This is a genomic window from Corynebacterium sp. AOP12-C2-36, from assembly GCF_052379185.1.
Taxonomy (GTDB): Bacteria; Actinomycetota; Actinomycetes; order Mycobacteriales; family Mycobacteriaceae; genus Corynebacterium.
On sequence record NZ_JBQSYJ010000003.1, the window covers coordinates 31868 to 44852 of the forward strand.

The following is a 12985-nucleotide window of genomic DNA, read 5'->3' on the forward strand; positions in this document are numbered from 1 at the left end:
CGGGGTGTCAGTCGGTCACCGTGAACTCCACGGTGTCCTGGAACTCCTCGCCGTGGCGGTCGGTGCCGGTGACCACGGCGGTGTGCCGGCCGACCTCCAGGTCGGCGGGCAGGGAGGTCCGCCACAGGTGCGGGCTCGCCTGGGCCACGTTGCCGGTGGAGCTGAGGTTGTGGGTGGCAGAGACGGTCTCGGTGTACTCCCACCCCTTGTTGAGGGGTTCCCCCTCGGCCGGCTGGGTCAGCTCGGCGTCCTGCGGCTCGGAGTCGTCGATGCTCACGGTGACGGAGGCGTCGGTGGAGCCGTTGAAGAAACTGCTCGACAGGTAGCTCTCGCCGCCCTCGACGTCGGCCTTGGAGACCTCGCGCGGGTCGATCGGCTCGACCTTTGCGTCCTCGCCCTTGGCCTCCGCGGCGGCGACCCAGGAGCGCCAGGTGGGGGAGTTGACACCGGTGAGGAACTGGTGGGAGGGGTCCTCGTTGCGCACGGTGTAGTACTCGCTGCGCTGTCCGCCGGAGAACTGCATGGTCAGCACTCCCGGCTCGGCGGCGTCCTGGGTGTAAGCGTAGGGCACGCCGTTGTCGTTGAGCTCCCCGGAGTACCAGTCGCCGGAGACCGCACCGGCGACGATCTGGTCGTTGGGCAGTTCCTCGATCGGGCTCTCGTCGTAGGTGGCCCACTCCTCGCGGCGTTCCCCGGCGAGCAGGGTCTCGCGGGTGTGGGTGTGGCCGCCGACGGTGACGGCGTCGGGACGCTCGGCGAGCACGTCGTAGAGCTCCGCGGCGTTGTCGGTGACGACCTCGGCGTAGTTGACGATCGGGGCGTGGGCCGCGATCACGACCTGACGGTCGTCGGGCACGGTGGCCAGGTCGTTTCGCAGCCAGCGCAGCTGCTCGTCCGAGATGCGCTCGTCGTAGCCACCGTTGCCGGAGCCGTCGTCGCCGTTGTAGTCGATGTTGTCGAGGGCGACGATGTGCACGTCGCCGACGTCGTAGGAGTAGTAGGGGGAGCCGAAGTCACGCCGGTAGGTGTCGGTGGCGTTGATGTCGCTGTCGGCGTCGTAGTCGATGTCGTGGTTGCCGGGCAGGGCGCGGACCGGGCCGTTGGCGTCCGCGTAGAGGCCCTTGAGGTCCGGGTTGAGGCTGAGGTCGTCGCCGACGTTGTCGCCGAGCAGCAGGATGCCGCAGCCGGCGTAGTCGTCGCGTGCGGCCAGGTCGGCCGGGGCACCCTTGGCGGCGTAACCGACCTCGGTCTTGTCGTAGGTCTGGGTGTCGGCGGCGATAGCGCAGTTCTGGGCGCTCGAGGCGGTGGCCTCGGACTTCGCCAGGGGGAAGTTCACCGCGTCCGGCACCGGGCCGGTGGGCTCGAGTCCGCCGTACTTCAGGTCGGGGGAACCCTCGGGGTAGTGCTCGTAACTGAACTGGGCGAAGTTGGAGGAGTCGACCGGGACCTGCCAGCCGGAAGGCTGGGTGACGGTGACGGACATGTTGTCGCGGACCGGAAGGCTGTAGTTGCCGTCCTCGTCGGTGGTGACCACGTCGATGCCGTTGGAGACGCTCACCCCGGCGACGCCGTCCTCGTCGCCGCCGAGGGAGGAGTCACGGTCGGCGTCGTCGAAGACCCGGCCGGTGATGGTCTCGGCGGTATCGGCGGCACTGTCGTCGCCACGCAGTACCTCGACGGATCCTTCGTAGAGGCCGTCGTTGGTGGTGGGGGCTTCGTCGGGGGCCGCGGCATCCGAGGAGCCCGAGGAGCTGGAGAGGGACGGCCCGTCGGAGAAGGACGAGGTGTCGGCGTCCGGCAGTGCGTCCTGTCCTGCGGCGGGTGCCGCGGTGGCGAGGGTGGTGGACAGGGCGGTCAGCAGGACGGTGGAGAGTGCGATCCCGGTGCGCGACCGGAACGGCTGTCGAGACATGGTGGGGGTGCTCCCTGGGATGTTGGATCATGAGGGGTGTGAAGCCACGGGTTAGGCCGTGCCTCTGGGAGCGTAGGGCGTGGGGTTGTTGCCGCGGTGGCCTCGACGTGACACCGGGGTGAACAGCTGTGGGCGGGAGGGTTGCCGGCCCGGCGGGTTGGGGCGCAGGGGAGGCGCGGGACGCCTGTGGCTGCGGTCCGGGGTGAGGAAGGCTATACTTCGTTTCATAATTGTCGGGATGTGGGCATAGGAACTGGCTTCACCCCGACAAAGCAACCCCGACGCACAGGAGAACCGGAAGAACATGGACTACATCGCACTCGCGCAGCAGGCTCTCGACGCAGGCGACTGGGCCGCCTACAACCACTGGGACATCGCCCAGCAGGTGTACGACGCCACCCTCGGCCGCTTCGACTGGAGCGGCGTCGGCGCCTGAGTGTGCCCCCCTTCCTGACCGTGCCACCTCCTGGTCATGCCCGGCAGGGGCGCGGTCAGATCACGTCTGCGGCCTTCAGGTCGCTGCCCAGACGGGCGAGCAGTAGTCCGATCACCGCGAGCATGCTGATGCCCAAGCACGCCATGCCGCTGACCCAGGACGCCTCGGTGTCGGTGGCCAGCCCGTACACCAGTGCCACCACGGCTATGACCGTGGAGAACAGCAGCACGATCTGGCTCGTCAGCCAGAACAGGCGGTAGGGGTCGCGGGAGTCCAGGGGGGTGACCACGGTGTCCTCGACCGTCAGCTGGTCGGCGATGCCGTCGGAGTCGGGGTGGCGGTGGGCCCCGGCGCCCTGTCCTGCGGCGCCCGGTGTGTTGGGGTCCTGCTGTGTCATCTCAGGTGTCCTTTCGTCGTCGATCGGATCTCGACCGTTGCCCTCCAGCATGCCACCGTTGTTCCGCCCGCGACGGAGGGGTAGTACACTGGGCCGCTGATATCGGGCTACCTCCGGCACCACCGTGCCGACGAGTAGCCTCCCCGAACAATCCGAAAGGACTACGCGACGTGCTGCGGACCCATCTTTGTGGTGACCTTCGCTCAGACCACATCGGCGAGGAGGTCACCCTCACCGGATGGGTCTCCCGTCGACGGGACCACGGTGGAGTGATCTTCATCGACCTGCGCGACCGTTCCGGACTCGCCCAGGTGGTGTTCCGTGAGAGTGATGTCGCCGAGCGCGCCCACGCACTGCGCAGCGAGTACTGCCTGCGTGTCACCGGTGTGGTCGAGGGGCGCCCCGAAGGCTCGGAGAACCCGAACCTGGCCTCCGGCGCCATCGAACTCAACGTCTCCGGCCTGGAGATCCTCAACGAGTCCGCGGCCCTGCCGTTCCAGATCGACGACTCCGCCAGCGGCGGAGAGGTTGGCGAGGAGACCCGTCTGAAGTACCGCTACCTGGACCTGCGCCGGGACAACCAGGCCCGTGCCCTGCGCCTGCGCTCCAAGGTGAACGCCGCAGCCCGCAACGTGCTGGTCGACCAGGACTTCACCGAGATCGAGACGCCCACCCTCACCCGCTCCACCCCGGAGGGTGCACGCGACTTCCTGGTGCCGGCGCGTCTGCGCCCCGGTAACTTCTACGCCCTGCCGCAGTCCCCGCAGCTGTTCAAGCAGCTGCTCATGGTCTCCGGCATGGAGCGCTACTTCCAGATCGCGCGCTGCTACCGCGACGAGGACTTCCGTGCCGACCGTCAGCCGGAGTTCACCCAGCTCGACGTGGAGATGAGCTTCGTCGACCAGGAGGACGTCATCGCCCTGGCCGAGCAGATCCTCGCCGCGGTGTGGAAGGAGATCGGCTACGAGATCACCGGGCCGATCCCGCGGATCACCTACGCCGACGCGATGCGCCGCTACGGTTCGGACAAGCCGGACCTGCGTTTCGACATCGAGATCACCGAGTGCGCGGAGTTCTTCGAGAACACCTCCTTCCGCGTGTTCAAGTCCGACTACGTCGGTGCCGTGGTCATGGACGGCGGTGCCTCGCAGGCCCGTCGTACCCTCGACGCCTGGCAGGACTGGGCCAAGCAGCGCGGCGCCAAGGGTCTGGCCTACATCCTCGTCGGCGAGGACGGCACCCTGTCCGGCCCCGTCGCCAAGAACATCACCGAGGAGGAGCGTGCCGGCATCGCCGAGCACGTCGGCGCCAAGCCCGGCGACTGCATCTTCTTCGCCGCCGGCGACGTGAAGTCCTCCCGCGCATTGCTCGGCGCGGCCCGTGGCGAGATCGCCGAGCGCCTCGGCCTGATCAAGGACGGCGACTGGGCCTTCACCTGGGTCGTCGACGCCCCGATGTTCGAGCCGGCCGCCGACGCGACCGCCTCCGGCGACGTGGCCCTGGGCCACTCCGCCTGGACCGCGGTGCACCACGCGTTCACCTCCCCGAAGCCGGAGTGGATCGACAACTTCGACGACAACCCGGGCGAGGCCACCGCCTACGCCTACGACATCGTCTGCAACGGCAACGAGATCGGCGGCGGGTCGATCCGTATCCACCGTCGCGACATCCAGGAGCGTGTCTTCGCGGTCATGGGCATCACCGAGGAGGAGGCGCGCGAGAAGTTCGGCTTCCTGCTCGACGCCTTCGCCTTCGGCGCCCCGCCGCACGGCGGTATCGCCTTCGGCTGGGACCGTATCGTCTCGCTGCTCGGCGGCTACGACTCCATCCGTGACGTCATCGCCTTCCCGAAGTCCGGCGGCGGCATCGACCCGCTGACGGACGCCCCGGGCGAGATCACCGCGCAGCAGCGCAAGGAGTCCGGGATCGACGCCAAACCCAAGAAGAACGCCTGAGTCCTTCGCACATGGAGGGACGTCCGAGAGAGGACATCGACGTGCTGAGTATCGACGACGCGCTGGAGAGTGCGGCACACCTGCTGGGGAACCGTTTCGGCGGCACCCCGGAACTGACCCACCCGGAGAACCTCGGTGGGAGCGGGGATTCCCTGGTCGTGCGGGTGCGGGTGTCGCCGAACCCGTTCCTCCAGGAGCGCACCGTCGTGATCAAGCAGCTTCCGCCGGTCACCTCGCGTGGCGACGACTCCGAGGCGATCTCGGCGATGGTCCGCGAGGTGGTGGCCTACCAGTACACCAACACGCTGGCCGAGGAGCACCGTCCGGGCCCGCAGCTGCTGGCCCACGACATCGACACCCGCATCATGGTGCTCTCCGACCTCGGTGACGGACGCAACTATTCCGACATCCTCACCATGGCCGACGAACCGGAGCGCGCCGCGGCCCTGCGCAAGCTGGGCCGGGCGTTGGGACGCATGCACGTCGCGACCGCCGACGGGCAGGAGGCCTTCGACACGCTCAACCGTCGTCAGCACTCCCGCCACAACCTCCCGGCCTCCGGTGTCACCGACCGTGACGTGGACGTCGCCGCTCTGGTGGAGCAGGGCCTGGACCTGCTGCGTCGCAGCGGGGTGACGGTGGACCCCACCGTGGAGGCGCTCGCCCACGAGGCAGGGGCGCGTCAGTCCCGCAGCCGGGTGCAGGCGTTCACCCCCTTCGACCTGACCCCGGACAACATCATGCTGGCCGACTCGGTGGTCTTCCTGGACTACGAGTGGGCGGGTTTCCGCGACATCGTCTCCGACGTCGCCTGCGTGATCGCCGGGTTCCCCCACGACATCACCACCCCGCTGCTGGACCCCGAGGAACTCCGCGAGTTCATCGAGTCCTGGTCCTCGGAGGTCTCCGTGGTGTGGCCTGCCGTGCGTGAGGAGGGGCGCCTGGAGAAGGCGCTGATGGCGTCGTTGGTCGGCTGGGCGCTGATGAGCCTGTCGTTGCTCTACCACGGCACCCTGGCGGTCATCGAGACCTCCGCATCGGCGGCCGAGGGCGCCCGTCGTCTCGACCTGATGCCCCGTGAGCACCTCGCCGACCTGGCGACCACGGTGGAGGCGGTGCGCCGCTTCGCCGAGCGTCACGACGTCGACGAGAGCTTCCCGGCCGTGCGCGACTTCGCCGCCGAGCTGCTCACCACCCTGGCCAAGCTCGGGGCGCAGCCGCAGATTCGATGACTGACGGCGACGGACTTTTCGAGGTCCCTGGCGGGAGCCCCGAGGCCGCGGATAACCCTGGGGCCTCCGGGGCCGGCATCCCGTCGCGGTCGGCGGACTCCTACTTCCACCCCGGGGCGCACGCGCCCTTGGCGGTGCGCATGCGTCCGCGCTCCCTCGACGAGGTCGTCGGCCAGTCCCACGTGCTCGGCGACAACTCCCCGCTGCGCCGTCTGATCGACGGCCGCGGGGACTCCTCGGTCATCCTCTACGGCCCACCCGGCACGGGCAAGACCACGGTGGCCTCCCTGGTCGCCGGGGCGTCCGGCCGGCGTTTCGAGGCGCTCTCGGCGCTCAACGCCGGGGTCAAGGAGGTCCGTTCGGTCATCGACAACGCCCGTCGCCTGCTCACCCACGGTGAGTCGACGGTGCTGTTCATCGACGAGGTCCACCGGTTCTCCAAGACCCAGCAGGACGCACTGCTGGGCGCGGTGGAGAACCGCACGGTGCTGCTCGTCGCGGCGACGACTGAGAACCCGAGCTTCTCGGTGGTCTCACCGCTGCTGTCACGTTCGCTGCTGGTGCAGCTCAAGCCGTTGCAGGACGCCGACGTCGCCATGCTGCTCACCCGGGCCACGACCGACCGCCGCGGCTACGGTGGCGCGGTCACCCTGGCCGACGACGCCCGTGACCTGCTCGCCGCCCTCGCGGCCGGGGATGCCCGCCGTGGTCTGACCTACCTCGAGGCCGCCGTCGAGGGACTCGGGGACCTTGGTGGGAACGGAACGACCGACACAGACGCGCCCAGCCTCCTGACCGCCGAGGACGTCCGGGCGTCCACCGACCGCGCGGTGGCGCGCTACGACCGCGACGGCGACCAGCACTACGACATCACCAGTGCCTTCGTGAAGTCGTTGCGCGGCTCGGACCCGGACGCCGCGCTGCACTACCTGGCCCGCATGATCGACGCGGGGGAGGACCCCCGCTTCATCGCCCGCCGACTGGTGGTGCACGCCTCCGAGGACGTCGGCATGGCCGACCCCACGGCCCTGCAGGCGGCGATCGCCGCGCACCAGGCGGTGAGCTTCATCGGCATGCCCGAGGGACGCATCCCGCTGGCGCAGGCGACGGTGCACATCGCCACCGCGGCGAAGTCGAACTCGGTGGTGCAGGGCATCGACGCCGCCCTCGCCGACGTCCGGGAAGGACGCGGCTCGGTGGTGCCGCCGCATCTGCGCGACGGGCACTACTCGGGGGCGGAGTCGCTCGGCAACGCCGTCGGCTACCGGTACCCGCACGACGACCCGCGCGGCGTCCTGCGCCAGGACTACCTGCCGGAGGACCTGGCGGAAGCCCGCTACTACCGGCCGACCGAGCACGGCCGTGAGCACACGCTCAAGCCCCGCCTGGAGACCCTGCGTGGCATCGTCCGGGGCAGCGGGTAGACTGTTTCCGGTTAAGGCAACACGTGTAAAACACCGCGTCGACGATTCAGCTATCAAGAAGGTTCCGAAACTGTGCAGACCCATGAGATCCGCGAGCGCTTTCTCTCCCACTTCGTGAAGCAAGGCCACACCGAGGTCCCCAGTGCCTCGTTGATCCTGGACGACCCGAACCTGCTGTTCGTCAACGCCGGCATGGTGCCGTTCAAGCCCTACTTCCTCGGTGAGCAGACGCCGCCGTCCTCGCGCGCCACCTCGATCCAGAAGTGCGTGCGCACCCTGGACATCGAGGAGGTCGGCATCACCACCCGCCACAACACCTTCTTCCAGATGGCCGGCAACTTCTCCTTCGGCGACTACTTCAAGCGCGAGGTCATCCACTTCGCCTGGGGCCTGCTGACCAACCCCGTCGCCGAGGGCGGCTTCGGCCTGGACCCCGACCGGCTGTGGCCCACCGTGTACCGGACCGACGACGAGGCCGCGGCGATCTGGCACGAGGAGATCGGTGTGCCCGCCGAGCGCATCCAGCGCCGCGGTGGCGAGGACAACTACTGGGACATGGGGGTGCCCGGCCCGGGCGGCCCGTGCTCGGAGATCTTCTACGACCGTGGCCCGGAGTACGGCGTCGACGGCGGCCCGGAGGCCGACGAAAACCGGTTCATCGAGATCTGGAACCTGGTCTTCATGCAGGACGTGCGCGGTGAGAAGAGCCCGAAGGAGGGCTTCGAACCCGTCGGTGAGCTGCCGCAGAAGAACATCGACACCGGCATGGGCATCGAGCGCGTCGCCTGCATCCTGCAGGGCGTGGAGAACGTCTACGAGACCGACCTGCTCGCCCCGGTGATCAAGGTCGCCGAGGAGCTCACCGGCGCCGTCTACGGTCTGGTGGAGAACTCGGTGGAGGACGTGCGTTTCCGCGTCATCGCCGACCACACCCGCACGGCCCTGATGCTCATCCTGGACGGCGTGACCCCCGGCAACGAGGGCCGCGGCTACATCCTGCGCCGTCTGCTGCGCCGCATCATCCGTTCGGCCCGGCTGCTGGGCGCCACCGGGGTGACCATGGAGCGCTTCATGGACACCGTGCGCACCACGATGACCCCGTCCTACCCGGAGATCACGGAGAACTGGGAGCGCATCCGCGCCGTCGCCGTGGGCGAGGAGACCGCCTTCCTGAAGACCCTGGAGTCCGGCACCCGCCTGTTCGAGGAGGCCGCGGCCAAGGTCAAGGCCCAGGGCCGGACCGAGCTCGACGGCGCCTCCGCCTTCACCCTGCACGACACCCACGGTTTCCCCATCGACCTGACCATCGAGATGGCCTCGGAGGAGGGACTGACCGTCGACAAGGACGGGGAGAACGGCTTCGACGCCCACATGGCCGAGCAGAAGGCCCGCGCCAAGGCCGACAGCCGGGCGAAGAAGCAGGTCCACGCCGACGTGTCGGTGTACCGCTCCTTCGTCGACAACCACCCCACGGTCTTCCTGGGCTACGACTTCACCGACGCCGAGGCCCACATCCTGGGCCTGGTCTCCGCCGGCACCCTGGTCGACCGCGCCCCGGAGGGCACCGAGGTCGAGGTCATCCTGGACCGCACCCCGTTCTACGCCGAGGCCGGCGGCCAGATGGCCGACCGCGGCACCCTCACCGGCCCCGGCGGGCTGGGCGAGGTCCGCGACGTGCAGAAGACCGGACGCAAGGTCTCGCTGCACCGCGTCGCCGTCACCGGCGGTGAGCTCGCCGTGGGCGACACCGTCTCCGCACACGTCGACCACGCGTGGCGCCACGCCGCACGCCAGGCGCACTCCGGCACCCACCTGATCCACGCCGCCCTGCGCGACGTGCTCGGGCCCACCGCGGTGCAGGCCGGTTCGATGAACAAGCCGGGCTACCTGCGCTTCGACTTCAAGTACGGCACCCAGCTCACCGACGACCAGCTGCGCCGCATCCAGGAGATCTCCAACGAGGCCGTGGACACCGACTACAAGGTCAACACCATCGAGACCAGCCTCGAGGAGGCCAAGGCGATGGGTGCGATGGCCCTGTTCGGTGAGAACTACGGTTCGCAGGTACGCGTCGTGGAGATCGGCGGACCGTTCTCCATCGAGCTGTGCGGCGGCATCCACGTCGACCACTCCTCCCAGGTCGGCCCGGTCACCATCCTCGGCGAGTCCTCCGTGGGCTCGGGCACGCGCCGTATCGAGGCCTACACCGGCATGGACTCGATGCGTTTCCTCGCCGGCCAGAACGCCGTCGCCGGCAGCCTGGCCTCGCGGCTGAAGGTCACCTCCGAGGACCTGCCGGAGCGCTTCGCCCAGATCAACGAGCGCCTGCAGGCGGCGGAGAAGCGGATCAACCAGTTCCGCACCGCCGAGCTGACCGCCAAGGTCGGCGACTACGTGCTGCAGGCCGTCACCGTTGACGGTGTGCGTGTGCTCGCCGCCCGTGTGGCCGACGGTATCGCCGGCGGCGACCTGCGCACCATCGCCAACGACGCCAAGGCCCGCTTCGGGTCCGAGCCGGCGGTCGTGCTCTTCGCCTCGGCGGACACCGAGTCCGGCAAGGTGCCGTTCATCGCCGCAGTCACCGACGCCGCCGTCGACCGTGGCCTGTCCGCCGGTGAGGTCGTCAAGGCCGTCGGCCCGCTGGTCGGCGGACGCGGCGGCGGCAAGCCGTCGATGGCGCAGGGCTCCGGCAACGACGCCTCCGGCATCGACGCCGCGGTCGCCGCGGTGCGTCCGCACGTCGAGTCGGTCCTCGCCGGCGGCAAGTGATGGAGGACGGGGACCCCGGGCGGGGACGCCGTCTGGGCCTGGACGTCGGCACGGTACGCATCGGCGTGGCCCTGTCCGACCCCGACGGCATCCTCGCCACCCCGCTGGAGACCGTCGCCGCGGAGAAGGGCAGCGGTCGGCGCCCCGGCAGCGAGTTCGCCCGCGTCCTCGAGCTCATCGAGGAGAATTTCGTGGTCGAGGTCGTCGTGGGGCTTCCGGTGACACTGCGCTCCAAGCGCACCGAGAGCACGATCCGCGCGGAGAACTACGCCGCCGCCCTGCGTGAGGCGTTGGACGGCACACCGGTGCGCCTGGTTGACGAACGCATGTCCACCGTGGCCGCCACCAGCGCAATGCGTGCCTCCGGGGTCAGCGAACGCAAGGGCCGCTCGCGCATCGACCAGGCCGCCGCGGTGCACATCCTGCAGGGGTGGCTGGACACGCGTACCACCCGGCTGGACCGTTAACCACCCCGTAACCGGGTGTCCGATCAAGGATTTCCGGGCAGGACATGCGAGAATAACGCGCAGCGGAACATGCGATGCTGTTCCATAGACTTTTTATGACGTTCCAAGACGTTGTTACACCAAGTACACAGTAGAGACGTGGGAGTGAACCTTGCCTCGAAAGATCAGTACCGAACCCAGGTACCGTCGGCGCCGACAGTGGTCGATTGCTATCAGCCTTGCACTGATCCTTCTTCTCGTCTTCGTCGTCGCCTACGTCTACTACCAGCGTGAGGTCGTCGGCACCCGCGACTACGAGGGGGAGGGCAACGGCAACGTGGTCCTCGTCCGCGTCGACGAGGGCGACACCGTCTCCGGCCTGCTGCCGCAGCTGCTGGAGGACAACGTGGTCGGCTCACGCTCGGCGATGCTCAGTGCCGCCGACCACGCGGAGCAGAACGGGGACACCCGCGGCCTGGAGGCCGGCTACTACGCACTGCAGGAGGAGATGTCCGCCGAGGCGGCGATGACCGCACTGACCGACGACGAGCGTCGCCTGGGTGTCATCGACATCCCCAACGGCCTGACCCTCGAGGACGTCACCGTGGTCGGCGGCGAGGCCCGCGAGGGCATCTACTCCGCCATCGCCGGCAACTCCTGCCGTGAAGGCCTGACCGACGGGCTGGAGGACTGCGTCAGCGTCGACGACCTGCGTGAGACCGTCGCGACCACCCCGGCCGACGAGCTCGGCGTGCCCGAGTGGGCCGTGGACGCCGTGGAGGCCCGCGGCGACGACGCACGACGGGTCGAGGGCCTGATCTCCCCGGGTGTGCACCTCTTCGACCCCACCGCCGGCCCGCAGGAGATCATGAACACCCTGCTGGAGGACTCCGCGGAGGTCTACGAGGGCACCGGTCTGCTCGAGGCGTCCGACAGCGTGGGCCTGAGCCCCTATGACATGATCACCGCCGCCTCCCTCGTGGAGCGCGAGGCCCCGGAGGGCGACTTCGACAAGGTCGCCCGGGTGATCCTCAACCGTCTGGACGAGGACCAGCAGCTGGAGTTCGACTCCACGGTCAACTACGACGTCTCCGCCCAGGAGGTCGCCACCACCGACGAGGACCGTGCCCGCAACACCCCGTGGAACACCTACGCCAAGAAGGGGCTGCCGGACACCCCGATCGCCTCACCGGGCATCACCGCGCTGCAGTCCGTGGAGCACCCCGCCGACGGCGACTGGCTCTACTTCGTGACCGTGGACACCGACGGACGCACCGTGTTCAACCGCGAGTTCTCCGACCACGAGGCCGCCATCGAGGAGTCGCGCCGCAACGGTGTCCTCGACAGTGCCCGTTAGTGCCCGTTAGTGCCCGTTAGTGCCCGATAACCCCAGACAGACGCGAGGTAAGAGGATCATGGACAGCAGCAACGACGCCCCCGAGGTGTACAGCGTCGAGGAGTTCCTCGAACTCGCCGCCCGGCTCCAGGCTGACTCGGAAGGCACAGAGGGCACGCCGGCACAGTTGTGCGCCGTGCTGGGGCGTCCGGTGGGGCACTCCCTGTCCCCGGTGATCCACCTGGGCAGTGCGGCGATGATGGACAACGACGCCCTGGTGTACGTCCGCGTGGACGCCGGTGAGCCCTCGGAGGTGCGTCGGCTGATGCAGCACTCGCCGGCGTGCGTGCGTGGTTTCTCGGTGACGATGCCGGGCAAGTCCGCCGCCCACGACCTTGCCGACGAGGTCACCGACCGCGCGGCGCTGATCGGCAGTGCGAACACCCTGGTGCCCCTGCGCGACGCCGACGACGTCCCCACGGGCCGCTGGATGGCCGACAACACCGACGTCGACGGTCTGGCCGCCTGCCTCCGCGCCGTCCTCGGCGAGGACGAGGCCCCCGGTTCAGGACGTGGCTCAGGACGAGGTGTCGTCGTCGGCAACGGCGGGACGTCGCGTCCTGCCGTCGCCGCGCTGGCGGCCGAGGGGTTCACCTCGGTCACCGTGCTGGCACGCTCCGAGCGGGCGTTGAACCTGCAGAGCCTGGTCGAGTCCTACGGCATGGAGTTCGACTGGCTGCGCCTGGACGATGAGCGGCTCGCGTCGACCTGTGCCGCGGCGGACGTGCTGATCTCCACCATCCCGGCCGCCGGGGCGGGTGCGGTCGCCGAGCAGCTGGCCTCGGCGGCCGCGGTGGTCGACGTGATCTACGACCCGTACCCCACGCCGCTGATGCTGGCCGCGCGCAGCGCCGGCCACCCGGTGTCGGACGGCCTGCTGATGCTGGCCGGCCAGGGTGTCGAGCAGTTCCGGCAGTTCACCGCGGAGACGCCCTCCACGGAGGGCATGTACCGGTTGCTGCGGGCGCACCGCAGGACCCTGGAGTCGGCCGCCGGCTCTGACGCGGGGGCGTAGGGG

Annotated in this window: 10 protein-coding genes; 8 read left to right on the forward strand and 2 right to left on the reverse strand. The window is 69.3% G+C overall.

All coding sequences use genetic code 11. From position 1 onward, the window contains the following. Positions 1-7 precede the first annotated feature (7 nt). A complete protein-coding gene (locus ACT3UN_RS02975; RefSeq protein WP_444656276.1) occupies positions 8-1912 on the reverse strand; it encodes a calcineurin-like phosphoesterase C-terminal domain-containing protein in 1905 nt (634 codons plus the stop codon). A gap of 304 nt (positions 1913-2216) precedes the next feature. On the opposite strand from ACT3UN_RS02975, the gene ACT3UN_RS02980 reads away from it, so the two are divergent. Beyond that, a complete protein-coding gene (locus ACT3UN_RS02980; protein WP_301442961.1) occupies positions 2217-2348 on the forward strand; it encodes a hypothetical protein in 132 nt (43 codons plus the stop codon). A gap of 55 nt (positions 2349-2403) precedes the next feature. Here the strand turns inward: ACT3UN_RS02980 and ACT3UN_RS02985 are convergent, their stop codons facing one another. Continuing rightward, the gene (locus tag ACT3UN_RS02985) at positions 2404-2745 is read right to left on the reverse strand and encodes a hypothetical protein (RefSeq protein ID WP_301442962.1); all 342 of its coding nucleotides are present in this window, start codon (positions 2743-2745) and stop codon (positions 2404-2406) included. 170 nt (positions 2746-2915) lie between these two features. On the opposite strand from ACT3UN_RS02985, the gene aspS reads away from it, so the two are divergent. The 7 genes from aspS to ACT3UN_RS03020 all read left to right on the forward strand — a co-directional run bounded on the left by aspS (position 2916) and on the right by ACT3UN_RS03020 (position 12982). After that, the gene (gene aspS, locus ACT3UN_RS02990; protein ID WP_301442963.1) at positions 2916-4700 is read left to right on the forward strand and encodes an aspartate--tRNA ligase; all 1785 of its coding nucleotides are present in this window, start codon (positions 2916-2918) and stop codon (positions 4698-4700) included. A 41-nt stretch (positions 4701-4741) separates the two neighbouring features. Then, on the forward strand, positions 4742-5932 hold the full coding sequence (locus ACT3UN_RS02995; RefSeq protein ID WP_301442964.1) for a phosphotransferase: 1191 nt from the start codon (positions 4742-4744) through the stop codon (positions 5930-5932). Continuing rightward, positions 5929-7356, forward strand: coding sequence for a replication-associated recombination protein A (locus tag ACT3UN_RS03000; RefSeq protein ID WP_301442965.1), 1428 nt, complete (start codon positions 5929-5931; stop codon positions 7354-7356). Before ACT3UN_RS02995 ends, ACT3UN_RS03000 begins: the two co-directional genes overlap by 4 nt. Positions 7357-7428: 72 nt before the next feature. Then, entirely contained in the window at positions 7429-10125 is a 2697-nt protein-coding gene (alaS, locus tag ACT3UN_RS03005) for an alanine--tRNA ligase (protein WP_444656278.1), read from the forward strand. After that, positions 10125-10592, forward strand: a complete 468-nt coding sequence (gene ruvX, locus ACT3UN_RS03010; protein ID WP_301442967.1) for a Holliday junction resolvase RuvX — start codon at positions 10125-10127, stop codon at positions 10590-10592. Before alaS ends, ruvX begins: the two co-directional genes overlap by 1 nt. Before the next feature lie 151 nt (positions 10593-10743). After that, entirely contained in the window at positions 10744-11928 is a 1185-nt protein-coding gene (gene mltG / locus ACT3UN_RS03015; RefSeq protein WP_301442968.1) for an endolytic transglycosylase MltG, read from the forward strand. A gap of 58 nt (positions 11929-11986) precedes the next feature. Next, positions 11987-12982 carry a shikimate dehydrogenase gene (locus ACT3UN_RS03020; RefSeq protein ID WP_441579259.1) on the forward strand — a complete coding sequence of 332 codons (996 nt, stop codon included), beginning with the start codon at positions 11987-11989 and terminating at the stop codon, positions 12980-12982. The last annotated feature ends 3 nt before the right edge of the window (positions 12983-12985 follow it).